23 protein-coding genes are annotated in these 23,438 nt (G+C 71.7%); 11 read left to right on the top strand and 12 right to left on the bottom strand.

The features are described 5' to 3' along the window. Positions 1-5 precede the first annotated feature (5 nt). Positions 6-950: a hypothetical protein gene (locus OHS59_RS39230; protein WP_328498078.1), complete on the bottom strand. Its 945-nt coding sequence runs from the start codon at positions 948-950 to the stop codon at positions 6-8. 654 nt (positions 951-1,604) lie between these two features. Here OHS59_RS39230 and OHS59_RS39235 point away from each other — a divergent pair. Beyond that, complete coding sequence (locus tag OHS59_RS39235; RefSeq protein ID WP_328498079.1) at positions 1,605-2,441, top strand: alpha/beta fold hydrolase; 837 nt, start codon at positions 1,605-1,607, stop codon at positions 2,439-2,441. Positions 2,442-2,463: 22 nt separating this feature from the next. Continuing rightward, positions 2,464-3,015 carry a TetR/AcrR family transcriptional regulator gene (locus OHS59_RS39240; protein ID WP_328499526.1) on the top strand — a complete coding sequence of 184 codons (552 nt, stop codon included), beginning with the start codon at positions 2,464-2,466 and terminating at the stop codon, positions 3,013-3,015. 63 nt (positions 3,016-3,078) lie between these two features. On the opposite strand, the gene nhaA is transcribed toward OHS59_RS39240, so the two are convergent. The 5 genes from nhaA to OHS59_RS39265 all read right to left on the bottom strand — a co-directional run bounded on the left by nhaA (position 3,079) and on the right by OHS59_RS39265 (position 9,747). Continuing rightward, on the bottom strand, positions 3,079-4,995 hold the full coding sequence (gene nhaA, locus OHS59_RS39245) for a Na+/H+ antiporter NhaA (RefSeq protein ID WP_443061572.1): 1,917 nt from the start codon (positions 4,993-4,995) through the stop codon (positions 3,079-3,081). A gap of 144 nt (positions 4,996-5,139) precedes the next feature. Beyond that, positions 5,140-6,474: a GDSL-type esterase/lipase family protein gene (locus OHS59_RS39250; RefSeq protein WP_328498080.1), complete on the bottom strand. Its 1,335-nt coding sequence runs from the start codon at positions 6,472-6,474 to the stop codon at positions 5,140-5,142. A gap of 208 nt (positions 6,475-6,682) precedes the next feature. Further along, entirely contained in the window at positions 6,683-7,471 is a 789-nt protein-coding gene (locus tag OHS59_RS39255; RefSeq protein ID WP_328498081.1) for an SAM-dependent methyltransferase, read from the bottom strand. A gap of 195 nt (positions 7,472-7,666) precedes the next feature. Continuing rightward, positions 7,667-8,839, bottom strand: coding sequence for a 4-hydroxybenzoate 3-monooxygenase (locus OHS59_RS39260; protein WP_328498082.1), 1,173 nt, complete (start codon positions 8,837-8,839; stop codon positions 7,667-7,669). 122 nt (positions 8,840-8,961) lie between these two features. Further along, positions 8,962-9,747, bottom strand: a complete 786-nt coding sequence (locus OHS59_RS39265) for a helix-turn-helix domain-containing protein (protein ID WP_328498083.1) — start codon at positions 9,745-9,747, stop codon at positions 8,962-8,964. A 54-nt stretch (positions 9,748-9,801) separates the two neighbouring features. On the opposite strand from OHS59_RS39265, the gene OHS59_RS39270 reads away from it, so the two are divergent. Beyond that, positions 9,802-10,716 carry a siderophore-interacting protein gene (locus OHS59_RS39270; protein WP_328498084.1) on the top strand — a complete coding sequence of 305 codons (915 nt, stop codon included), beginning with the start codon at positions 9,802-9,804 and terminating at the stop codon, positions 10,714-10,716. Between the two features lie 37 nt (positions 10,717-10,753). Here OHS59_RS39270 and OHS59_RS39275 read toward each other — a convergent pair whose 3' ends face one another. The 3 genes from OHS59_RS39275 to OHS59_RS39285 all read right to left on the bottom strand — a co-directional run bounded on the left by OHS59_RS39275 (position 10,754) and on the right by OHS59_RS39285 (position 13,106). After that, positions 10,754-11,443: a phosphatase PAP2 family protein gene (locus OHS59_RS39275; RefSeq protein WP_328498085.1), complete on the bottom strand. Its 690-nt coding sequence runs from the start codon at positions 11,441-11,443 to the stop codon at positions 10,754-10,756. Between the two features lie 100 nt (positions 11,444-11,543). Next, complete coding sequence (locus OHS59_RS39280) at positions 11,544-12,476, bottom strand: M56 family metallopeptidase (RefSeq protein ID WP_328498086.1); 933 nt, start codon at positions 12,474-12,476, stop codon at positions 11,544-11,546. 90 nt (positions 12,477-12,566) lie between these two features. Beyond that, on the bottom strand, positions 12,567-13,106 hold the full coding sequence (locus OHS59_RS39285; RefSeq protein ID WP_328498087.1) for a DUF5134 domain-containing protein: 540 nt from the start codon (positions 13,104-13,106) through the stop codon (positions 12,567-12,569). Between the two features lie 196 nt (positions 13,107-13,302). Here OHS59_RS39285 and OHS59_RS39290 point away from each other — a divergent pair, with 196 nt between their 5' ends. From OHS59_RS39290 to OHS59_RS39300, 3 genes are all read left to right on the top strand, one after another. Beyond that, the gene (locus tag OHS59_RS39290) at positions 13,303-15,003 is read left to right on the top strand and encodes an FUSC family protein (protein ID WP_328498088.1); all 1,701 of its coding nucleotides are present in this window, start codon (positions 13,303-13,305) and stop codon (positions 15,001-15,003) included. Further along, complete coding sequence (locus tag OHS59_RS39295) at positions 15,000-15,626, top strand: MarR family winged helix-turn-helix transcriptional regulator (RefSeq protein WP_328498089.1); 627 nt, start codon at positions 15,000-15,002, stop codon at positions 15,624-15,626. Before OHS59_RS39290 ends, OHS59_RS39295 begins: the two co-directional genes overlap by 4 nt. 180 nt (positions 15,627-15,806) lie before the next feature. After that, complete coding sequence (locus OHS59_RS39300) at positions 15,807-16,718, top strand: N-acetyltransferase (RefSeq protein WP_328498090.1); 912 nt, start codon at positions 15,807-15,809, stop codon at positions 16,716-16,718. Positions 16,719-16,779: 61 nt separating this feature from the next. Here the strand turns inward: OHS59_RS39300 and OHS59_RS39305 are convergent, their stop codons facing one another. Beyond that, the gene (locus OHS59_RS39305; RefSeq protein ID WP_443061573.1) at positions 16,780-17,826 is read right to left on the bottom strand and encodes a LacI family DNA-binding transcriptional regulator; all 1,047 of its coding nucleotides are present in this window, start codon (positions 17,824-17,826) and stop codon (positions 16,780-16,782) included. A 123-nt stretch (positions 17,827-17,949) separates the two neighbouring features. On the opposite strand from OHS59_RS39305, the gene OHS59_RS39310 reads away from it, so the two are divergent. Continuing rightward, complete coding sequence (locus tag OHS59_RS39310; protein ID WP_328498092.1) at positions 17,950-19,374, top strand: endo-1,4-beta-xylanase; 1,425 nt, start codon at positions 17,950-17,952, stop codon at positions 19,372-19,374. A gap of 15 nt (positions 19,375-19,389) precedes the next feature. On the opposite strand, the gene OHS59_RS39315 is transcribed toward OHS59_RS39310, so the two are convergent. Next, positions 19,390-20,451, bottom strand: coding sequence for a Ppx/GppA phosphatase family protein (locus OHS59_RS39315; RefSeq protein ID WP_328498093.1), 1,062 nt, complete (start codon positions 20,449-20,451; stop codon positions 19,390-19,392). Positions 20,452-20,544: 93 nt separating this feature from the next. On the opposite strand from OHS59_RS39315, the gene OHS59_RS39320 reads away from it, so the two are divergent. The 3 genes from OHS59_RS39320 (at position 20,545) to OHS59_RS39330 (ending at position 22,366) form a co-directional block, all read left to right on the top strand. After that, a complete protein-coding gene (locus tag OHS59_RS39320) occupies positions 20,545-20,928 on the top strand; it encodes a DUF6479 family protein (protein ID WP_328498094.1) in 384 nt (127 codons plus the stop codon). Positions 20,929-21,017: 89 nt separating this feature from the next. Further along, positions 21,018-21,962 (top strand): LLM class F420-dependent oxidoreductase, encoded by a 945-nt coding sequence (locus tag OHS59_RS39325; protein ID WP_328499528.1) that lies wholly within the window; start codon positions 21,018-21,020, stop codon positions 21,960-21,962. Between the two features lie 32 nt (positions 21,963-21,994). Then, a complete protein-coding gene (locus OHS59_RS39330) occupies positions 21,995-22,366 on the top strand; it encodes a VOC family protein (RefSeq protein WP_328498095.1) in 372 nt (123 codons plus the stop codon). A 54-nt stretch (positions 22,367-22,420) separates the two neighbouring features. On the opposite strand, the gene OHS59_RS39335 is transcribed toward OHS59_RS39330, so the two are convergent. Then, the gene (locus OHS59_RS39335; RefSeq protein ID WP_328498096.1) at positions 22,421-22,807 is read right to left on the bottom strand and encodes a VOC family protein; all 387 of its coding nucleotides are present in this window, start codon (positions 22,805-22,807) and stop codon (positions 22,421-22,423) included. A gap of 71 nt (positions 22,808-22,878) precedes the next feature. On the opposite strand from OHS59_RS39335, the gene OHS59_RS39340 reads away from it, so the two are divergent. Further along, positions 22,879-23,418, top strand: coding sequence for a GNAT family N-acetyltransferase (locus OHS59_RS39340; protein ID WP_328498097.1), 540 nt, complete (start codon positions 22,879-22,881; stop codon positions 23,416-23,418). Positions 23,419-23,438 lie beyond the last annotated feature (20 nt).

The following is a 23,438-nucleotide window of genomic DNA, read 5'->3' on the forward strand; positions in this document are numbered from 1 at the left end:
CGCGATCACTTTCCGAACAGGCCCGAGACCGCGTCGGCCAGTCCGTCGAGGAGGCCGGACGCGGGTGTGCCGGTCGGGGAGGGTTCCGTCGAGGAGTCCGGGGGAGTGGGGTCGGCCGAACTCGGAGCAGTGGTCGGCTCCTGGATCACGTCGGGGGACGCCGCCCCGCTCGGCTGCCCGGCGACCGCTTCCGTACCGCCGGCGGGTGGTGACGCCGCGTCGCTGGCCCTGGTGGACGGGCTGGAGTCGGACGACTGGCCCGGTGCGGCGTTCGAGCCCTTCTTGCCCGTCGGTGAGCCGGTCGTCACGTCCGTGTCCGTGGGCCCGGTCCCCTTCCTGGTCGGGGCCCCCGCGGCGGTGGACGAGGGGTTGTCGGCGGCCGGTGCGCCGGATCCCTGCTGTTCCGGCCGCTGCGCCTCGTCCACGCTTCGGTTCTGGCCGGCGCCACCGAGCATGCCGGGTATCTGGAGCCAGGGTGCGGTGGAGTTGCCGCCGGTGACCGCGAGGCCCAGGGTGGCGGCCGAGCACACGCACCCGACCGCCACGAGCCAGCCCATCCGGCGCAGCCCGTTGGCCCGCCGGCCGCTGGGATCGACGAACACGGGCCCACCGCCCGCCGGCGGTACGGAAGCGGTCGCCGGGCCGAAGCCGTCCGTGGCGTGTCCGGTGGAGTCGGCGCCGCCCGGAGCGTCGTCGTCGACGGTGCCGGCTTGAGCCGTCACGGCCGTTACGGCGTCCGCGTCACGGGACTCTGCTGTGCGAGCCGTGTCACGGGACTCTGCTGTGCGAGCCGTGTCACGGGACTCTGCTGTGTGAGCCGTGTCGGCCAGGTCCGACTGTCGCGCGGCGCCCTCAAGGTCCGGCTCCCGAACATCGTGCTCGACACGGTCCATGACGTCCGTACCGTGCTTCGGGCGTATGTGCCCTTCCTCGCCCGCCTTGCCTGTCATGCAACTGCCCTTTCGCTGAAGTTCTGTTGTCCCGGCACCGCGGCCGGAGCCTCGTCCGGCAGCCGGGGGTGACGCCCTGCGACCGGGGGCCGCCCGCGCGTCGTGAGTCTGCGCAAGTGATCCGTTGCCACTGGTGTGCACGGATTGGTCCGCGGAGGAAAAGTTTTGCCGCGGTCGCACTACCGGTCGCAGTCGCAACTCACGCCCCGGAAACGGGATCTGGAACCGGAGTCCGGTACCGCGATCCGGAAGGGCGGCCCGGCGTTCGCGTCGGCCGGTCGCCTCGTGTGACGCACCGGTGGCCTCGAACAGCCGTGGTCGGAGCGGCTGGTGGCGTCGTCGGCACCCCAATTGTGCCTTGCTTCCGAAGCGGACGTGACCGCGGGGCCGACCGTCGCCGTCGGAGAGGCGACGGTTCCGTCCGTTTCGAGGCCGCGCCGTTCGAGTCGTTCCACCTCGAATCCCCGGCTTCTGCCTGGTGCCGGGCGCGGTCCGCGAGCGCCACGAGGGCCGGGACGTCTCCGGTGGCAACCGCAACTTCGGCCGGCTGCTCCACCGCGACGAGGGTTCGACGGCGCGGTCGCCGTTGACAGGATCGGCTAATGGGATTAGCTTTTGGCTAACAACATTAGCCAATACGACCTGGGAGATGCCATGACCGAGTACCTTGCCGTCGACGGCGGCACCATCGCTTACGAGGTGGCGGGGTCCGGCCCGCTGATCGTCCTCGCGCACGGCATGGGCGACAGCCGTGCCGCGTACCGTGCGCTGATCCCGTCGCTGGTGGCGGCGGGCCACCGGGTCGCCGCCGTCGATCTGCGCGGCTGCGGCGAATCCAGCGCCGTCTGGCCGGCCTGGAGCCGCACCGCGATCGCCGGCGACCTGCTCGCCCTGATCCGTCACCTGGGCGGCCCGGCCGTACTCGTCGGCCACTCGATCTCCGGCGGCGCCGCGACCATCGCCGCGGCGCAGGAGCCCTCACTGATCACCGCGGTCGTCGAGTTGGCGCCGTTCACCCGCAAGCAGTCGGTCAGCCTCGGTGACCTGCGCCTCAAGCGCTACCGGCAGGGCATGCTGCGACTGCTCGGCGCCGGTGTGTTCGGCAGCGTGGGGCAGTGGCGCTCGTACCTCGACGTGGCCTACCCCGGCGTGAAGCCGGCCCACTGGGCCGAGCGGCTCGGCCGTATCGACTCCCTGATGCGCGAGCCGGGCCGGATGAAGGCCATGCAGGGCATGGGCCGCAGCGCCCCGACCGACGCGGGCGCGCAGCTCGGCAACGTCCGCTGCCCGGTCCTGGTCGTGATGGGCACCCTCGACCCCGACTGGGCCGACCCGCACGCCGAGGGGGCGGCGATCGTCGACGACCTGCCGTCCGGCCTCGGTCGCCTTGAGATGATCGAGGGCGCCGGACACTATCCGCACGACCAGTTCCCCGACGAGGTGCTTTCGCTCATGCTCGACTTCCTGCGGTCGGACGCCGCCCGTGCCTAGGGCCGGCCTGGACCCGGCGGCCGTGGTCGCGGCCGGGGCCGCCCTCGCCGACGAGGTGGGCTTCGCCCGCCTGACGATGGGCCTGCTGGCCGGGCGGCTGGGCGTGCGCACGCCGTCCCTGTACAAACACGTGGACGGCCAGGAGGACCTCAACCGGCGCATCGCGGCCCTGGCGATGAGCGAGGCGGCCGACGCCGTCGGCGGCGCGGTCCAGGGTTACGCGGGCCGCGATGCCCTGGCGGCCGCCGCGCGCGCCTTCCGCGCCTTCGTCCTGGAGCATCCCGGCCGGTACGCCGCGACGATCGGCGTGGAACCGACCGACCGGGACGATCCGATGGCCGTCGCGGGCCGGCGGCTGCTCGGAGCGTTCACGGCGGTTCTGCGCGGCTACGAGATCCCGGAGTCCGACGTGGACCACGCCCTGCGCATGCTCCGCAGCCTCTGCCACGGGTTCGCCACGCTGCAGGCGGCCGACGGCTTCCAGTGGAGCGCCGACATCGACGAGAGCTTCGAGTGGCTGATCACCTTCGCCGACCGGGGCCTGCGCGCGGTGAACACTACGAACCCGCAGTGAACCTGCGCGCGCGTTGAACACATGAACCCGCGGTGAACCCGCGCGCACGGTGAACCCGCGACGTCAGTCCTTGCGCCCCGCTCCCGCGAGCGAGGCCCGCTGCCGTGCGGCTTTCACCGCCGCGGACAGGGCGTCGATGTCGTAGGCGCCGTGATGGCGGCGGCCGTTGACGAAGAACGTGGGGGTGCCCGACACCCCGCTGAGATCCGCGGACTCCACATCCGCGGCGACCCTCGCGGCACCCGTACCGGCTCGGAGGTCGGCGAGGAAGCGGTCGGTGTCGAGACCGATCTCCTCGGCGTAGCGGAGCAGGTCCTTCGGCAGCAGATCCCCTTGATGCCCCATCATCTGCTCGTGCATCTCCCAGTAGCGGCCCTGCCGGTCGGCGGCCTCGGCGGCCTCCGCGGCGAGCTGGGCACCCGGGTGCACGTCCGGGAGCGGCAGATGCCGCCATACGTAGCGCACGTCGCCGAAGTCGGCGAGCAGCTCGCGCACGACCGGCTCGGCCAGTCCGCAGTAGGGGCACTCGAAGTCCCCGTACTCCAGGAGGGTCACGGGAGCGTCCCGGGGGCCCCGCACATGGTCGCGGTCCATGTCGACGGGGTCGCTGAGGTCGACGATGGTCTGCCCCGTACCCAGCAGGGCGCGGGCCCGGGACGGCGCGGAGAGGGCACCGATCACCCCGGTGACGAGCCAGGAGAGCAGGAACGAGCAGAGTACGGCGCCGAGGATGCCGACCTTCGCCTGCTCCAGCCGGTCGCCGTCGAAGGCGAGGGTGGCGATCAGCAGGGACACGGTGAAGCCCACGCCGGCCAGGGTGCCGCCCGCGGTGATGGCGCCCCAGCCGACCGGCGGGTGCAGGCGCCCTTTGCTGACCCGCGTCGTGAGCCAGGTCGCGCCGATGATGCCGAGCGGCTTGCCGAGCACGTAACCGAGAAGGATGCCGAGGGTGACCGGTGAGGTGAACGCGCTGGTCAGCTGGTCGGTGCTGAGTGTGATGCCGGCGTTGGCGAGGGCGAACAGCGGCACGATCACATAGCTCGTCCACGGGTGGAGCATGCGCTGGAGGCGGTCGTTGGGGGAGAGGGTCGAGGCGATCTGGCGTCTTACGTTGCGTTCGAGTTCGGGGGTGGGCTGCTCGCGGAAACGCCGGAACTGCCTGCTGGCCTGTTCCAGGTCGCCGCGCTCCGCCGGGCGGGCGTAGGTCAGCAGCCCCATCGCAAGGCCGGTCACCACCGGGTCCACCCCCGACGTCAGGAGCGCCACCCAGATGGCCACGCCCAGCACCGCGTACGCGGAGGGGACGCGCATGCCGAGGGTGCGGCGTACCAGCAGGACGACGGCGAACAGGCCGAGCGCGGTCAGCAGCGCGGGCAGGGAGATGGCCCCGCTGTAGGCGAAGGCGATCACGGCCAGGGCCAGGAAGTCGTCGACGACGGCGACGGTGAGGATGAAGACCCGGAGGCTGCCGGGCAGCCGTTTCCCGAACACGGCGAGCATGCCCAGCGCGAAGGCCGTGTCCGTGGACATGGCGGCACCCCAGCCGTGGACGGAGTCCTCGCCCGCGTTGACGGCCAGATAGATCGCGACGGGCACGAGCATCCCGCTGAGCCCGGCGAGCAGCGGCAGGGTGATCCGCCGGCGCTCCCGCAGCTCGCCCATGTCGAACTCGCGGCGCGCCTCCAGGCCGACGACGAAGAAGAACAGCGTCATCAGCCCGCTGTTCAGCCACTCCCGCAGCTCCAGGTCCACTCCGCCCGAGCCGATGCGGACCGACAACTCGGTTCCCCACAGCGTCTCGTACGAGCCTGCGGAGACGTTGGCCCAGACGAGGGCGGCGAGCGCGCCGGCCAGCAGGACCGCGGCACTGCCGGTCTCCGTCTGCAGGAAGGCGCGCAGGGGGCTGCGGGGGGCCTCGCCGCACAGGGTCTGTCCTGACGGCGGCGAGGTCTCGGATGGCACGGCGGATGGCACGGTCACCCCCTGATTCTGACCCCACTCGTGATCCGGCACCCGGCGGGGGCACCCACGACCGCCGCGGCCGGGGTGCCGCGGCGGTCGGGAGTGGCGTCAGCGATGTCAGCGGCATCAGACGCGTCGGCGGTATCGGACGTGCCGGAGGCGTCAGCGGTGCGCGGTCGAGGAGAGGAGCATCGGCAGCGAGAGGAAGTCGGCCAGCGCCTTCTGGCCCGCGATGTTGGCGTGCACCCCGTCGCCGGTGTCGTACGCCGGGTTGATGCCGTTGGGCTTCAGCGGGTCCTTGAGCACCTGGTCGAAGTCCATCACGCCGTCGCACGTTCCGTCGCAGGTGTTCCCCGTCTTTACCTGGGTGCCGACGGCGTGGCGGTCGAGATTGTTCTGGTCGGTGTAGCCCGGGCGAGAGGTGATGGGCGTGACGTAGACCTTGATCCCGGCGGTCCGCAGACGCTCGAAGACCTCGTCGTAGCTGCGGAGGATCCGGTCGGCGTCGCAGCCGTTGGCGAGGTCGTTCGTGCCGTAGTAGTAGAGGACTCCGGTCACCCCGTGCAGGGCGAGGACATCGCGGTCGAGCCGGGCCGCCGCGTCGAGACCGCGTATTCCGGCGGGATTGCGGGGGCAGTCGGCGGAGCTGGTCGTGCCGCCGATGCCCGCGTTGGCGATCGCGAGCTGCCGGGTGCGGGGGAGCTCGGCGGTGATGCGGCGGGCGACCTCGTCCGTCCACCGGTGATCGGTTCCGTCCGGTGTGCAGCCGGGCCCGCAGTCGGTGCTGCCGGTCCCGTCGACCACCGAGCTGCCGAACGCGACGATCGTGCCCTTGAGCGCGGGGTTGTGTACGTCGACGGCGCTGACCAGGTAGGTGGACCCGACCGTCTGCGTGTACGCGTCGCCGCTCGCCTCGGCGGTGTGGTCGCCCGAGCCGGGCGCCGTGAGGTAGTTGGTGCGGAAGGCGCTGGTGTGTCTTCCGGGTGTGACCGTGCCGGACACGGACAGGGAGACCGCGACGTCGTCCTGTGCGCGGGTCTTCAACGCGGCGGCGTCGCTCCACACCTCGCCGCCGGCCGGGACGACGACCTCGGGCCGGCCGTCGAAGGTGAGGGGACGGACGGCGCCGTCGACCGCCGGGCCGTCCCCGCTGCTTCGGCCGACGGTGGCGGCGTCGACGGTGAGCGGGGTGCCGCCGAAGGTGTTCTGGATCCGGACGCGCAGGGCCCCGCCGCCCTGACCGAGATGGGTGATCATGCGAACGGACTGGTCACGCAGGGGAGTCGGGGCGAGTTCCTGCTGGGACTGGGCCCAGGACGTGAACCACGCGCGCCCGGCCGGGGCGGCCGAGTGCCGGTCGCCCGAGGCGGACGCGGTGGTGGCGGTTGCGGTGGCGGCCGTGGTGGCGGAGACCGCCGACCCGGACGCCATGAGTGTGAGAGCGAGGGCGAAGGTCGGCGCGACGCGGCGCAGCGAGGGCGTACGGAAAGGGTGCACGGGGGTCCCTTCGGTGTCGTACGGTCCCGGCGCGGGCGGAACTGCCGAAACCGCAGCGGCTCAGTCCCGTAAGGCCTGCCCTTGGGGCTCCTGCGTCAGACGTGACAGCCGGTGCCAATCGGCAAGACGTGCCCTTGCTGCTTCGGGACGACCCGCTTCACGAGCGCCTCGGGACGATCCGGTCACCGGAACTCGGGGACGACCCGGTTCACGAAATGCGGGCGACTCCCGTGTAGATGCCGCTGCCGTCGGCCGTCCGCACCTTGCCCGAGGCGTCCCACTCCGTCGCCGTCACCAGGCCGGGCGGAACGAGATCGAGGCCGTCGAAGAAGCGCTCCACCTCCGCGCGGGTGCGGAAACCGAGCTGGATGCCGCCCTTGGCGTACTCGGCGGTGACCTGTGCGGCGAGTTCCGGATACAGGTCGGAGGCGGCGTGCGACAGCACCAGGTAACTGCCCGACGGCAGCGTGGCGACCAGGTCGCGGACGATGGCGTGGGCGTCCTGCTCGTCGGGGATGAAGTGCATCAGCGCGATGAGCGACAGCGCGATCGGACGGCTGAAGTCCAGGACGCGCCGGGCGTGTTCGACGATCGCCTCCGGCTGCCGCACATCGGCCTCGATGTAGTCGGTGACGCCACCAGGACGGCTGACCAACAGCGCCTCGGCGTGCCGCAGCACGATCGGGTCGTTGTCGGTGTAGACGATCTTCGCCGTCGGCACGATGTCCTGGACGATCTGGTGCAGGTTGGGCTCCGTGGGGATACCCGTGCCGATGTCCAGGAACTGGTCGATGCCCTGGGTGGCGAGCCAGCCGGCCGCCCGGTGCATGAACTGCCGGTTCTGCCGGGCCGCGTCCTTGGCCTCGGGCGGCAGTTTCTCTCCCACCGCCTCGTCGACCGGATAGTTGTCCTTGCCGCCCAGCAGCCAGTCATAGACACGCGCGGGATGCGCCTTGTCGGTCACGATCTGTGAGAACCGCTGTGGGCCGGTCGGCATGGCAGGCAACTCCATCGCGCCAGTGAAGGGGTCGGATCAACTATTCGATCACGTCAGTGGAGTACATCATGTGCCCGGTGCGAGAGGGAAGCGTCGATCCGCACCTGGGCGGATCCACACCCGGCCGATCCGTACCTGGGCCGATCCGCACCTGGTCGGATCAGGACACGGACGACGCCCCCTGGTCCACCCCGGCTACGCCACCCCGGCGGTGAACTCGCTGAACAGGCGGTTCGCCGTGGGGGAGCTGAACTGGCGTTCCAGTTCGGCTCGGGCGATCCGCTTGCGGAACTCCCCCTCGTACGAGGCGTCACCGGCGTTGTGCATGAGCTCGGTGATCCAGGTCGCGAATGCCTGGTAGTTCCAGATGTGGCGCAGGCACGTCTCGGAGTAACCGTCGAGCAGACTCGAATCCTCTTTCCGGATCCGGTGGGTGACGGCACGGGCGAACACCTCGGCGTCGTGGAGGGCGAGATGTATTCCTTTCGCGCTCATCGGCGGAACGATGTGTGCCGCGTCCCCGAGCAGATACAGGGCGCCGTGGCTCATGGGGCTGTACACCACGCTTCGCAGGGGCACGAGTTGCTTGTCGATGATCCGGCCGGTCGACACGGGGGTGCCGAAACGAGCTTCCAGTTCGCTCCAGACGCGTTCGTCCGGCCACTGCGAAAGAGTGTCGTCGACCGGGCACTGGAGATAGGCGCGACTGGCGTTCGCGCCGCGGGGGATCAGCCCGGCGAGGCCGCGGGAATGTATCGCCATTCCCGAGGGGCTGGTCGGCACCTCGGCCAGGACGCTCAGCCACGAATATCCGTACTCGTGGGAGTGGCGGGTAAGGGCGTCGGCGGGGATGCTCGCCCTGCTGACGCCGCGGTCGCCGTCGCAGCCGGCGATGAAGTCGCAGGTGACGACCCTTGTCGCACCTGCGGTGTCCCGGTAGCGAACGAGCGGGTGCGGGCCTTCGATGTCTTCCGGGGAGATGTCGACGGCCTCGAAGCGAAGGTCTCCGCCTTCGCGCAGGAACACATCCGTGAGATTCCGGACGAGGACCTGCTGGGGACAGAACATACTGTCGTTGTCGTCGTCGTCCATCTCGATCGGCATCTCCTGGCCGTCGATGAAGAAGCCGCCCTCGGACTCCTGGACGGAGTCACCCTCCAGTACCTCTTCGAGCCCCCATTCGCGGAACATGCGCACCCCGAAGGCGTCGATGGTTCCGGCTCGTTGCCGCCGCTCGACGTACGCGCGGCTGTGCTTTTCCAGGATGACGCAACCGATTCCGTTGCGCAGCAGGAAACTGCCGAGCGCGAGCCCGGAGACTCCGGCCCCGATGATGGCCACGGTGGTGGTCGTGCCTGTGTCAGTCATGTCTTTTCCAGTTCGGTCGGCGCCTCGTACTGATCACCACTCTGGATCCGACGGTGATTTCCGCCAACCGGTAAATGGACAGCCGGTACGGGAAAGCCGCCAACCTGTGGTGCCGAGTGCGGCTACGCCGATCCGTCGAGCAGATCCGCCTGATAGCGGCCGGGGGTCTGGCCGACGACGGCCGTGAACGCCTCGATGAAACTTGAGGGGTTGGACCAGCCGCATTCCATCGCGGTGTCGGTGACGGACCTGCCGTCGGTGAGATGGACCAGGGCGTGGTGGATGCGCAGGATCGTGCGCCAGCGGTGGAAGCTCATGCTGAGTTCGGTGTGGAACAGGCGGCTCAGGGTGCGCTCGCTCGCTCCCACGGTCCGTCCCAGTTCGGCCAGGGTCACGCTCCGGCCGGGATCGGCCTGCAGGAGACCGGTGACCGCGCGCAGTCGCCCGTCGCGCGGTTCGGGCAGGTGCAGGGACCGCTCTGGGGTCTCGGTCAGTTCGTCGACCACCACCGTGAGCAGCCGTTCGCGGGCGCCGGGGCGGAACATCGGCCGATCGGTGAGCGCCAGGATGGCCTCGCGCAGCAAGGGGCCCACCTCGAAGACGCTGGGATGAGCCACGAGTTCGCCGCACAGCGCGACCGGGATGCTGAGCAGCCGCGCGTCGGTCCTGCCGTAGAAGCGATGGGAATGGTCGAATCCCGGTGGCGTCCACGTCACCCTGTTGAACGGCGCGACCCAGGTACCGCGCTCGGTCGTGGTGGCCAGCGCGCCGGCGGCCGCGTACACCAACTGGCCCTGCGGGTGCGAGTGGGCGTCGAGGTGGTAGCCGTGCGGGAGCCAGCCTCCGCCGCTGGGTGTCGTCCCACTGAGCGCGGAGGGCAGTTGCGAAGGTTGGCGGGTTTCCGGCATCAGGCGTCAGTATACCGGTGGTGCGACAGGTGCGGCCAGGCCAAGGATTGCCTCATGAGCATCGACATGAACCCTGACGAGTCGGCGTCCGAACCGGTCCACCGGCGTGACACCGTGAGGGGCCCCGGGTCGTCAGGGGCGCCGACCGGACAGCAACGCCCGCGTCGGCGGCGGATGTTGACGCTGACGGTCCAGGGCCGTGAGCGGATCGGCCGTCACTTCGCGCGCCTCACCCTGGGCGGCGGCGACTTCCGGCATCTGGAGCGGATCGGCTACGACCAGTCGGGCCGCCTCTTCTTCGCGGGCCCCGGCCGGACCGAGGTCGTGCTCCCGACCAGCGAGCGGTGGATGCTCCGGTACACCCTCCAGCCGAGCGCGCAGCGCCCCCGCGTCAGGACGTACACGATCCGGCGCTTCAGGCCGGAGACGTCCGCGTTCGACATCGAGGTGTCCCTCCACGGGGAGCACGCCCACGGCGAACAGACCTCGGACGGGCCCGCCGCCCCCGGTACCGCCTGGGCACTGACGGCCGAGCCCGGCGACAAGGTCGCCTTTCTCGACGAGGGCTGCCGCTACGCGCCCACCCCCGGCGCCGCCTGGCAGCTTCTCGTCGGCGACGAGAGCGCGTTGCCTGCGATCCTCGCGATCCTGGAGCGCACCACCGACGCGCTGCCTGCCGAGGTCTTCCTCGAAATCCCGACCCGCGACGACATCCGCCGCGAGGTCGTCGCGCCCGCGGCCACAACGATCCACTGGCTGCCCCGCGACGACCCCTCCATGCGGCCGGGCACGCTCGCGCTGCGGGTCGTACGGGACGCCCGTCTCCGTCCGGGCCCCTTCTACACCTGGACCGCGGGCGAGTCCTCGCTGGCCACCGGCATCCGCAGGCACCTGGTCGGTGAACGCGACGTCCCCAGGTCCGACATCGCCTTCCGCGGCTACTGGAGATCAGGCAGAGCGAGCTTCTGACCTCGCGGCCTCGCCGGCCTCGTGACGCCGCTGAGTCCTACTGGCCGCGCTCTTCGCCGGCGCCCCGGAACCGCGCGTACGTGGCCATCGCGAGTGCCACCGCCAACGCGCCCAGGAGCCAGCCGCCGAGCACGTCCGTCGACCAGTGCACGCCCAGCCAGATCCTGGTGAGTCCCACACCGACGACGGACACCACCGACACGGTCAGCGCGACACGCCACAGGACGCGCCCGGCACCGTACAGGCGCAGGACCCACAGCAGCAGGCCGCACACCACCGTGGCCGTCATGGCGTGCCCGGAGGGGAAGGCCGCGAAGTGGGCGGAGTCCACGGGGTCGGGCCAGACGGGGCGTTCACGGTCGATCGCGGCCTTGAGTCCCTGCTGGAGCAGTGTGCCGAGGACGCAGGTGGCCGTCAGCCACAGGGCGAGCCACCACGCGCCGTGGTGCAGCACCAGCCAGAGCACGGCGACGGTGACGAGGGCCCGCATCGCCCAGGGGTCCCACACCCAGTCGGTCAGGATGCGGAACGCCTGGGTCAGGTCCGGGTCGTCGACCGCCCAGCGGTGCGTGGTGCGGGCGATGTCGCCGTCGAGGGCCATGAGCGGGTCCCAGGAGACCGTGACCAGGACGAGCAACAGCACGGTGGGGAGAGCGAGACCCGTGGCAACGCGCAGGGCGATCCCGGGGCCGGTCGCGTGGGGCGGCGAGTCGACGGGAGAGTGCATACGCCGATCCTCGCCGACCGGAGGGGTCCGAGGCGAACCCGGGGGGCCTCCTCGCGCGCGGTGAACGGCCCGGAGGGCTCCCCGCGCAGGGGAAATCCGGTTACCCGAGCGCCCGCAGCCCCGGTCCGAAAGCGACCAGGACCGGGATCACCGGCACCAGCAGCGCGGCCGCGGTGAGCTTCAGCCGACGGGTGGGCGGGAGGCGGTCCGGGGGAGTGAGCAGGCGGTGGACCCGCTGCGGGACATGGGCCCGAGGCGTCGGGCAGGGGCCGAACACGCCGCGGTCCTCGTTGAGTTCCACCAGTGCGAGGGCGGTCGTCAGCCGGCCGAACCGGCGGGACGCCATGTCGTCGGCGGCGAGTTCGACCAGCCGGTGCATCTCGTCGCGGAACGCCGCGAACACCGGAACCTGGGGAAAGCCGCCCGCCAGCGCCGCCGAGGAGTGCAGCAGCCAGTCGTGCCGGGCGCGCGCGTGCCCCTGCTCATGGGCGAGCACGGCGTCCAGCTGCTGCCCCTTGAGGCGGCGCAACGCGGCCGTGGTGATGACGAGTTGAGGCGCCGCCCCGGGCAGCCACCAGGCATCGGGACGCTCCCCCTCCAGGACGACCAGCCGCTCACTGCCCGGCTCCTCACCGGGCAACAGCGGTGCGCGTACGAGGAGTTCGGTGCGCCGGTGGCGGCGCCGGGTCCTGGCCCGGCTGATCTCGCGGGCCAGCATGGCCGCGCTCCACACACCGCCGAGTGCCAGCGTCACGGCCGTCGCCTCGGCCCAGGGGCCGCCGGCGAGAGCGTAGGCCTCGACCACGGCGTGCGGGGCGGGGGCGAAGACATGGCCGCGCACCGCCTGCCAGGCGGCGGCCGCGCTGAGTGTCATCGACAGCGCGCAGCAGAGCAGTACGGCCACCACCACGCACTGCCACACCCACAGGGCGACCACCGGTTCGCGGTCCTGCCAGTCCGTCCGGGCGAGCAGCCGCGGAGCGAGGACGGCGGCCAGGGCGCCGAGCAGCAGCAGTGCCGCGGGGACCATCATGGATGCACCCTATGAGCGCGGCGGCGCCGCCGGATACGGCCGGTCGCGGCAAGTGACGCAGACCACGGTTGCGTACAGTCGTGAATCCCCTCAGAGGGTGAGAAGCATCGCCAGCATTCCGATGCCCATGGAGAGCCGACACGCCCGCGCCAGTTCCAGCCGGTCGCCCCAGCCGGGCGCGCCGAGATCGCCCGCCGGTCCGGTGGCCGCGACCGGAACGAGCCGGGTCCCGGTCCACAGCACGTAGACCGTGAAGTACAGCAGCAGTACCCCCGTCAGGACGGGTATCCCCGCGTGCGTCCCGCTCGCCATCATCGCGGCCATGTAGACCATGGCGAACGCGCCCACCAGGTGGTGCAGATGGTGTGCGCTGCTCCGTGCCGCCCACAGGGCACGCAACGCGGCCGCCCCGAACACGGCCGCGTAGACGGCCCAGGCCCACCGCGGTGGCGCCAGAACCGCCGCGGGCACGGCCATCGCGGCCATGCCGAATCCCATCAGCGCCTCGCCGCCCGCGGTGCGGCGCTGCTCCTCGATCCTGCTGCGCATGCGCAGCAGGCAGTAGGCCCCGGTCGCCGCGCACAGCGCGACGAGCAGCCAGCCCGACGACCCTGATCCCGGTCCGTGCACCGCGCACCTCCCCGCTCGACGGTGTCGGACAGTCCGGTCGAAGAGATGCCCCGCCGGGGCGGAGCACAAGCGGGCGCAAGCAAGCGCAAGGGGGTACGCGGGGAGCGTGCGGGAGTGCGTCGCAGACAGGCGCTCCGACCGGTGGTCCTCGTCCGATACATCTTTTACGAGTAAAATACCTGCTAATCTTCTTTTCATGAGCAGTGCCCGCCCGCGCCACCGTGCCACCCCCGTCCGCCGACTCCCCCTCGCAGGCGTCCTGCGCCTCAACCGACCCTCCGACATCTGGTTCAAGCCCGCGCTGAGCGTGGTCGTCGCCGTCGGAGTGCCGAACCTGACGCTGCTGGCGCTCGGCAGGCTGGACCTCGCCCTGTACTCCATGGCCGGATCGCTCTGCGCGCTCTACGCCCACAACCTCCCGTACGCGGCCCGCGGCCGTGCCCTCACCTGGGTCGTCCTCGGCATGCTCGCCTCGGTCGCGCTCGCACTGGTCACGGCGTCCCTCACGTCCTCCGCGGTGGTCCTGGTCGCCGTCGGCGCACTGCTCGCCGCCGCGCACAAGGCGGTGAGCGACCTGACACGCATCGGCCCGCCCGGACCGGTGATCCTCACCTTCATCAGCTCCGCCTCGCTCTTCGCCCCCCAGACCCTCGGCCAGGTCCCCGGCCACCTCGCTTTCGCCGCCGCGGCGGGCGCCTGGGCCTGGCTCGTCTGCATGGCGCCGGGCCTCCTGCGCCCGCACGGCCCCGAACGCCGGGCCACGGCCCGCGCGCTGAACGCCGCCGCCGCGTACGTGGACGCGTACGAAGCGGAGTCCACCACCGGCGTACGCGGTCGGACAGACCCCGGCCACGAACGGGCCCGGGCGGGCGCGGCCGCCGCCGTGCACGCCGCCTGGCAGTCGCTCCTCGCCGCCGGCGCACGTCCGGAGCCCCGCCGCGCTCTCGAACGGCTCGTCGTACGGGCCGAGGTGGCACTCGCCGCTCCCGCCGACTCGGACCCCGCCCGGCTGCGTTCCTGGGCCCGCGAACTGCGCGGCACGCACCCCGTACCGCGCGTGGCACCCGGACAGGACGCCGACGAACTGCTCGGCGTGGAGGTCGAACTGGCGGAGGCCGGAACGGCCGCGGGGAAGCGGCGCCGGACCGGCAGGCTGCGCCCCCTCCTCCCGCTCGCCCTGCGCACCGCGCTCGGCTGCGCCCTCGCCGGTTACGTGTCACTCGCGCTCGGCGTCGGCCGCCCCTACTGGGCCCTGGTCACCGCGGCCTCGCTCTACCAGGCGAACCTCACGCTGACCTGGAGCCGAGGGGTCCAGCGGGTCGTCGGCAACCTCGTCGGCGTCCTCCTCTTCGCGGCCGTCGCCCCGCTCGCCCACCTCGGCCCCGCCGCCCTGGTCCTTTGCTGCCTCGCCTTCAACTTCGGCGCGGAAGCCCTGATCACCCGCAACTACTGGCTCGGCAGCATCTGTGTGACCCCGATGGCACTGCTGATCACCGAGTTCACGGGCTTCCAGGAGCCCGGCGGACTGATGACGGACCGGATCGTGGACACGCTGGTCGGCGCGATCGTCGGCTTCGTGGCCGCGGTCGCCGTCACCAACCGGCGCGCCGGAGACCGTATCGAGGACGCTCTCGACACCGTGGAGCACGCCCGCGAGCACGCGGCACGGCTGATCGCCGCGGAGCGTCCCGGCCCCGGCGCCCTGGAGTCCGCCCGCCGGCGCCTGGCCGCCGCGCTCGTCGAGCTGCGCGCCACGGCCGACGCGGCGGCCGGCGAATGGTGGCAGCGCGCCTTGCCGGAGGAGCGGGTGATGCTGGCCGAGCAGACCGGACACCGTACGCTCGCGGCGACGGTACGACGGCAGGGACCGCACGTTCTGGAGGACGTAGAGGCATGACGGCAGCGAACGGTCCGAGGGCGGTCGGAGCCGACACCGCCGGTGGCGAGGCGCACGGGGACCACGAGGGCCACAAAGGCCACGGAGGCCATGGGGGCGCCGAGGCGGTGCGGCCGGGCGCGGGCGACACGGTCGCCGCGGTGGTCCGGCAGTGGCAGACGGTCCATCCGGACCTCGACACCGGACCCATGGAGGTCATCGGCCGGATCAACCGCTGTGCCGCGCTCCTCCAGCAGGCCGAGGACGCGCCGCTGCGGCACGCCGGACTCACCCGGCCCGAGTTCGACCTCCTCGGCGCACTGCGCCGCACGGGCCTCGAACTGACACCCGGCGAACTGGCCCGTGAGACCTTCTCCTCCGGCGCCGCCGTCACCAAGCGGCTCAAGCAGCTGACCGAGCGCGGTCTCGTCGAGCGGCGCGGCGACACCCGCGACCGCCGCGTCGCCCACGTCCGCCTCACGGACGACGGACGCGCCCTCGTCGACGGCATCCTCCCCGAGCAGCTCTCGTACGAGACGACGGTCCTGTCCGGACTCGACGGCACCGGGCAGCGCGAACTCGCCGCCCTGCTCGGCGACCTGCTGGTCCAGCTGGAGGGGCGGCTGAGCGCCCCGCGCGTCTGAGCCGACCGGACCCGGGCGCCTGCCCGGGAACGTGCCTGTGCGTCTGCTCGGGTGTCCTCCCGGATGTCTGCCCGGGGTCCGCCGAAAACCCCGTGGCGGCACACGGCGGTGAGGCGTAGCCTCGCCCGCGTACCGCACCTCATGGCGGCCTCCTCGTCCGGCCCGACCCGGAGGTCCCGTATGTCCGCGCCGCAGGTGCGCCCCTTCCACCGCGACGACCGCGACCAGCTCACCGAGCTGGTGAACACCCATGTCGCGGCGGTCGTCCCCGGCCTGTCCCTGTCCGTGAACACCGTGCTCAGCGCCATGACGCGGCAGCCGGACGAGTTCATCACCGACGCGTGGGTGGCCGAGCGGGCGACGCTCGTCGCCGAACAGCACGGCCACGTGGTGGCCGCCGCGCATCTGCTGCGCCACCGGGCCGACCCGGAGGTCGGCGAGGCCTACCGGAACGCCGGAAGCATCGACTGGTTCGTCTGCCACCCGCCCGCCTCCTTCCGGCCGGACACCGGACAGGCCGCCGACCTGCTCATGGCGGCCTGCCTGGCCCGGCTCGCCCGCTGGGACGTCCGCGTCCGGTACGCCGACGGGTCCCTGCCCGCCCCGGCGGTGTACGGCCTGCCGCGGCCCTGGCCGCACATCCGCGCGGCGTACGAACGCGCCGGCTTCCGGCACACCGGCGACACGGAGGTCCTGCTGATCGCCGAGGTGGCGGACCTGCCGCCGGCCGCACCGCTGCCCGGCGTCCGTGCCGACCGCACGGTGGGGGAGTGCGGCACCCGGTTCACCGCCCGCTCCGACACCCGTGTCCTCGGCTTCATCGAGATCGACACCACCCTGGACCGCCCCGAGCGCCACGCCCGCGGCGGCGGCCTCGCCGACATCGGCAACCTCCACCTCGCGCACCCCGTGGCCGGCCTGGAGACCTGGCTCCTCGCGCGGGCCGCCCACTGGCTGCGGCTCTCCGGCGTACGAACCCTGCTCGCGTACGAATCCTCCGACGCCACCGAGGCGATCCGGCGGCTGACCTCGGCGGGATTCCACGAGCTGACCCGCACGGACCGTGGCTGGGAGCACCGGCCGGCAGGCTGAACGCCACCGTGCGGCAGGGGAGTCGGACGGCGACGCGGTCATGCTCCGGAGGCCGGCGCCGTCAGACCCGCGCCGGTGCCGTGCTGGACCGTACGACCAGTTCCGTGGCCAACTCCACCCGTGGCGAGTCGAGTTCCTCGCCCCGGGTCAGCCTCAGGACCGTACGGACCGCGAGTTTGCCCATCTCCGCGAGGGGCTGACGGACCGTCGTGAGCGGCGGAGCCGACCAGCGGACCTCCGGCAGGTCGTCGAAACCCACCACGCTCATGTCCTCCGGGACCCGCAGTCCGCGCCGCCGCAGCGCCTCGACGGCCCCCATCGCCATCTGGTCGCTCGCGGCGAAGAGGGCCGTGGGCGGCCGGTCGAGGTCCAGGAGGGCGGAGCAGCCGGTGAACCCGGACTCGTGGTAGAAGTCACCGGGCACGATCAGCGACTCGTCCACGGCGATCCCCGCCCGGTCCAGGGCCGCGCGGTATCCGTCCAGGCGGGCCCGTGAGCAGAGCAGCCGGGGCGGGCCCGCGACGAACCCGATCCTGCGGTGGCCGAGCCGCACCAGATGCTCGGTGGCGGCCATCCCGCCGGCCCAGTTGGTGACACCGACCGTGGGCGCGTCCAGCGCGGGGGAGCCCGCCGGATCGACCACCACGAGCGGGACACCGAGACGGCGCAACTCCTCGTGCAGGACGGGCTCCAGGACCGACGTGACCAGGATGACGCCGTCGGAGGCCCGCGCCCGCAGATTCGTCATCCACTGTCGGGCGTCCCCCGAACGCCCGTGGATCGCGGAGACGACCGTCCCGATGCCCGCCGCGTGCGCCACCTCCTCCACACCCCGGATGATCTCCACCGCCCAGGGGCTGTCGAGGTCGTCGAAGACCAGATCGATCAGCGCGGCCCGCACCCGCGACCCGGGCGGCCGTCTGCGGTAGCCGTGCAGATGCAACAGGTCCTCCACCCGGGCACGCGTACCCGGAGCCACGTCCGACCGCCCGTTGACCACCCGCGACACGGTCGGTACGGAGACCCCGGCCTCCCGGGCGATCTCCGTGATCGTGACCTTGCCCCGGCCCTCCCGCGCCCCGCTGTCCCCGGCGTCCCTTTCGGTCAACTGCCCCACCTCCGTTGACGGTTGTCACGTACGCCTCTACCGTTCCGGACGCACTCTCGAAACTTTGCAGAGGTCTTCCGGAAATTCCGGGAGTGACGTGAAGCCATCATGAGAGGGACGTCCATGAAGCCCCGCACCTTACGCAGAACCGCGTCCGCGATCCTGGCCGCGGCCTCGCTCGTGATCGGGGGAGCCTCCTCCGTCCACGCGGCCGCCGGCCAGGAGCAGGCCGAGGCCGGTACGGGCCGACAGGCCGCCGCAGCGCCCGTGCTGCGGGACCTCGCCGCCGCCAAGGGCATCTACTACGGGACGGCCGTCACGGCCTCCAAGCTCAACGGCACCTACGGCACGATCACCGGTGAGCAGTTCGACTCCGTCACGCCGGGCAACGAGATGAAGTGGGGCTCGGTCGAAGCGACCCGCGGCACCTTCAACTGGTCCGGCGCCGACGCCGTGGTCGATTTCGCCGAGGCGCACGGCCAGAAGGTCCGCGGTCACACCCTGGTCTGGCACAGCCAACTGCCCAACTGGGTCAGCAACGGCAGCTGGACCGCCGACACCCTGCGGACCGTGATGACCGACCACATCGCCACCGAGGCCGGCCGCTACCAGGGCCGCATCGACCACTGGGACGTCGTCAACGAGCCGTTCAACGAGGACGGTACGCGCCGCCAGTCGGTCTTCCAGATGGCGATCGGCGACTCGTACATCGCCGACGCGCTGCGGGCCGCCCGCGCCGCGGACCCGGCGGCGAAGCTGTACGTCAACGACTACAACGTCGAGGGTGTCAACGCGAAGAGCACCGCGCTCTACAACCTCGTGAAATCCCTCAAGGAACAGGGCGTCCCGATCGACGGCGTGGGACTGCAGGCCCATCTGATCCTCGGTCAGGTGCCGTCCACGATGCAGGCCAACATCCAGCGTTTCGCCGACCTCGGTGTGGACGTCGCGATCACCGAACTCGACATCCGTATGACGGTGCCGCCCACCACCGGCCAACTCGCCCAGCAGAAGGCCGAGTACAAGGCGGTCACCGCCGCCTGTGTGGCCGTGGCGCGCTGCGAGGGCGTCACCGTCTGGGGCTTCACGGACTCCGACTCATGGATCCCGGACGTGTTCACCGGGTACGGCGCGGCGACCCCGTACGACGAGAACTTCCAGCCCAAGCCCGCCTATTACGGCATCGCCGAGGCACTCGGCTGGGTCGACGACGGTACGCCCGGACCGGTGGGCGCCTGCGCGGTCACCTACGCCGTGCAGAGTCAGTGGAACACCGGCTTCACCGCGCAGGTGACGGTCAGGAACACGAGCACCTCCGCTGTCGACGGCTGGCAGCTGGCGTGGAGTTGGCCCGCCGGGCAGAGCGTGACGCAGGCCTGGAACGCGACCGTCACCCAGTCCGGCTCCGCCGTCACCGCCTCGAACGCGAGCTACAACGCGGCCATCGCACCGGGCGCGACGGTCACCTTCGGCTTCAACGGCTCCTGGTCCGGAGGCAACACCGCACCCACGGCGTTCGCCCTCAACGGGACGGCCTGCACCACATAGCGCGACGGCCGGCCGTCAGCCCGGGCGCCGGGCCGAGGACTCGGGGGCCTGCGCGGGCGTCGCCTCGGGCCCGCGCAGGGGGCGCAGCTGCAGCGGCGTCGCGGTCGGCGCCGCGCTCCCCTGGGCGTCCAGGCCGTACGCGTCCCACCATTCGGAGTTGCCGTCCTCGATGCAGCGCAGCAGCACGCCCTCACGCAGTGCCCAGGGGCAGACGGCCACCTCGTCGATGCCCATCAGCTTCATCGTGGTGTGCGCGACGATCGCTCCGGCCAGGGACTGCCCGGAACGCGCGAGGGAGATGCCCGGCAGGAGGGCGCGCTCGGCGGACGGCAGCGCCGCCAGCTGTTTCACGGCCCTGCCCAGGTCGGATCGGGTCATGCTGCGGGGCGTGAAGGGCCCGGACCGGCCGGGCGCGGCCCCGCAGAGCCGCCCCAGCTGCTGGAACGTCCGCGAGGTGACGACCGCCGTCCGCGGTGCCTCCCACCGGATACGGGCCGCGACATCGCGCAGCTGGTGGCGTACGTGCCGGCGCAGCAGCTTGGTCCGGTGCGGTGACGGCGGGTCCTGGCCGCGGAAGAACTCACGGGTCAGCCGGTTGGCGCCCAGCGGCAGCGCGATGGCGAAGTCGGGCAGCCTGCTCCGGCCGAAGGCCACCTCGAAGGAACCGCCCCCGATGTCCAGCAGGGCCAGCGGCCCGGCGCGCCAGCCCATCCAGCGCCGGGCGGCCAGGAAGGTCAGCTCGGCCTCCACCTCGCCGGGCAGCACATGCAGCGGCACCCCCGACTCCGCGGCGATCCGCGCAAGGACCTCGTCGCGGTTCGGGGCGTCCCGCACGATCGCGGTGGCGAAGGCGAAGGGCTGGGCCACCCCCCAGCGCCTGCCCTCTTCCCGGGTGTCCCGCACGGCCTCGACCAGCCGGTCCACCTGCTCCGCCGGCAGATGGCCGCCCCGCTCCACATGGGCGGAGAGCCGCAACTGACGCTTGGCGGTGTGCACCGGAAGCGGAACCGCTCCGTCCGTCTCCGCGATCACCAGCCGTACCGTGTTCGAGCCGACGTCGAGTACACCCATTCGCATCCCTTCCCCGTACCCCCGGCAGCCCCCGGCACACCGCGCGCCGCCTACCGGCGGAGCCCTGTTTGGGTTGTTCTGCGGGGGTACTCGCCCCTCATGGAGAGCTTCGGCAGGGACGCAGCGATCCCGCACGAGGTCTTGGCCGGTTCGGCGCCCTTCGTCGTGGGACCCCTGGTGGTGGGACTTCTGGTCACGGCCATGCTGGTCGTCGCGGTGTGGTGGGGCATGCGCGTACGCGACCGGGAGCCGGGTCCACCGCGGCCCGAGGACCAGCCCCGGCTGCCGGAGACCGGCGCGGTCCATGAGATCTCGGAGATGCGCGAGCCCGACGAGATGCCCCACGACGGCAGCGTCCTCACCCCGCACGAGCTGCGGTCCTCGGGCAACATGTCCACGCGGCGCGCCAGGAATCAGAAGCGGCGCCAGTGGAGCCGCAACAGCAGCGGCGGATTCGGCAGCGGCGGCCTCGGCAGCCACTAGAGCCGACAGACGCGTCAGGGGAGACCTTTCGGGTACTCCCGATACTCCCGACCGGCTACCAGGGATGCACAGTGCACATCGGATACACGATGATGACCGAACAGGCCGGCCCCCGTGAGCTCGTACAGCACGTGGTGGCCGCCGAAGAGGCGGGCTTCGACTTCTCGGTCACGTCCGACCACTATTTCCCCTGGCTGGCGGAGCAGGGACACGCGCCGTACGCGTGGAGCGTCCTCGGCGCCGCGGCGCAGGCCACCTCCACGATCCCCCTCATGACGTACGTGACCTGTCCGACGACCCGCTACCACCCGGCGGTCGTCGCGCAGAAGGCCGCCACCACGCAGCTGCTCGCCGAGGGTCGTTTCCGGCTCGGGCTCGGTTCCGGGGAGAACCTCAACGAGCATGTGGTGGGCGCGGGCTGGCCCGCCGCGCACGTACGCCTCGACATGCTGGAAGAGGCCATCGAGATCATCCGCGCGCTGTTCGAGGGCAAGAACGTGAACCACCACGGCGCGCACTTCGACGTGGAGAACGCCCGGCTCTTCGACCTGCCGGACGAGCCGACCCCCATCGGGGTCGCCGTCTCCGGTGAGCGTTCCTGCGCCCTCGCCGGCCGGCTGGCCGACCTGGTGATCGCCACCGAGCCGAGGGCCGAACTGATCGAGTCCTTCGACCGGCACGGCGGCAGCGGCAAGCCCCGGGTGGGCCAGTTGCCCGTCTGCTTCGACACCGACAAGGACGCCGCGGTGGCACGGGCCCACGAGCAGTTCCGCTGGTCGCTCGGCGGCTGGCCCGTGAACTCCGAACTCCCCGGCCCGGCGAGCTTCGACACGGCCACCCGGTACGTCCGCCCCGAGGACATCGCCGGAAGCATCCCGTGCGGCGACGACGTGGACGCCTTCGTCGAGGCCGTCCGCCCCTACGCCGACGCGGGCTTCACCGAGGTCGCGCTCGTCCAGATCGGCGGCGACCACCAGTTCCCCTTCGTGGACTGGGCCGAGAAGAAGCTGCTGCCGGCACTGAAGAACCTGTGAGCTCCGGAACGAAGGGCACCGAAGGGAACGACATGGCCATCGCCACGTACAGCCTCGTAGCACTCGACTGCCCGGACCCGGCCGCCCTGGCGGAGTTCTACGCGGGCGTCCTGGGCGGCGAGGTCAAGCGCCACGACGACGACTGGTACGACCTGTACGCGCCCGGCGGCCACCGCATCTCCTTCCAGCGGGCCCCGGACCACCGCCCGCCCGACTGGCCGAGCGCCGACGGCGGCTCCCAACAGCTGCACCTGGACTTCGACGTGCCGGACATCGACGCGGCCGAGCCCCAGGTACTGGCCCTCGGGGCAACCCCGCTCGACCTGGACGACCAGGGTGGCAGCCGCGGGTTCCGGGTGTACGCGGATCCGGCGGGCCACCCGTTCTGCCTCTGCCGGGAGTGACGACCGGCCGGCCGGGGGAGAAGGCGCGAACCCACGGGCGGGGTGTGCCCCCGCTCAGGGTCGGTACCGCAGCGGATGGTCCGACGGGACCTCCACCACCGCGATCTGCGTGCCGTCAGGATCCGTGAGCCACATCTCGACGAGTCCCCACGGCTCCGTCACCGGTGGCCGGACCACCTCGACGCCGGCCGCCACGAGTTCCTCGTACGCCGCCCTCACGTCGGCCACCTGGAGCCACAGTTCGACGGCGGGGGAGGGCGGTTCCGTGGAGCGGCCCGAGACCTCCAGGAAGCCGCCGCCCAGGAAGTACACGGTGCCGCGCTCGGGGCCCGTGCCGAACTCCCGGTAGACGGGCAGCCCCAGCTTGTCGCCGTAGAAGGCGCGGGAACGCTCGGGGTCGGCGGGGCGGAGCAAGGTCCGGCTGCTCAGTACATGCACCATGCGTCCCGAGCGTAGTGCGGGCGTTACCCTCGTCCATGCCCGAGCCGCGCCCGAGATCGGAGAACCGCTCCATGCACACCGTTCCCGACGGACTGACCTTCAGAGACGCCGTCGACTCCGATGTGGACGCTCTCGTCGCACTGATCGAGTCGGCCTACCGGGGGGACTCCAGCCGGGCCGGCTGGACCACCGAGGCGGACATCCTGGAAGGGCAGCGGACGGACCCGGAAGGTGTCCTCGCGGTCATCAAGTCGCCCGAAAGCCGTCTGCTGACCGTCGAGCGCGACGGCGTGGTGGTCGCCTGCTGCCAGCTCGAACACCGCGGTACGCACGCCTACTTCGGCATGTTCGCGGTCAGTCCCGCACTCCAGGGCGCGGGCCTCGGCAAGGTCATCATCGCCGAGGCGGAGCGGCTGGCGAAGGAGACCTGGGGCGCCACCGAGATGCACATGACCGTGATCTCCGTACGCGACGACCTCATCGCCTGGTACGAGCGGCGCGGCTATCGCCGTACGGGAAAGATGACTCCCTTCCCGTACGGCGACGAGCGGTTCGGCGTCCCGCAACGTGACGACCTGCAGTTCGAGCTCCTGGCGAAGCCGCTCGCATAATCGTTACACCGCCGGTCGCC

Source organism: Streptomyces sp. NBC_00414 (genome assembly GCF_036038375.1).
Classification (GTDB): Bacteria; Actinomycetota; Actinomycetes; order Streptomycetales; family Streptomycetaceae; genus Streptomyces.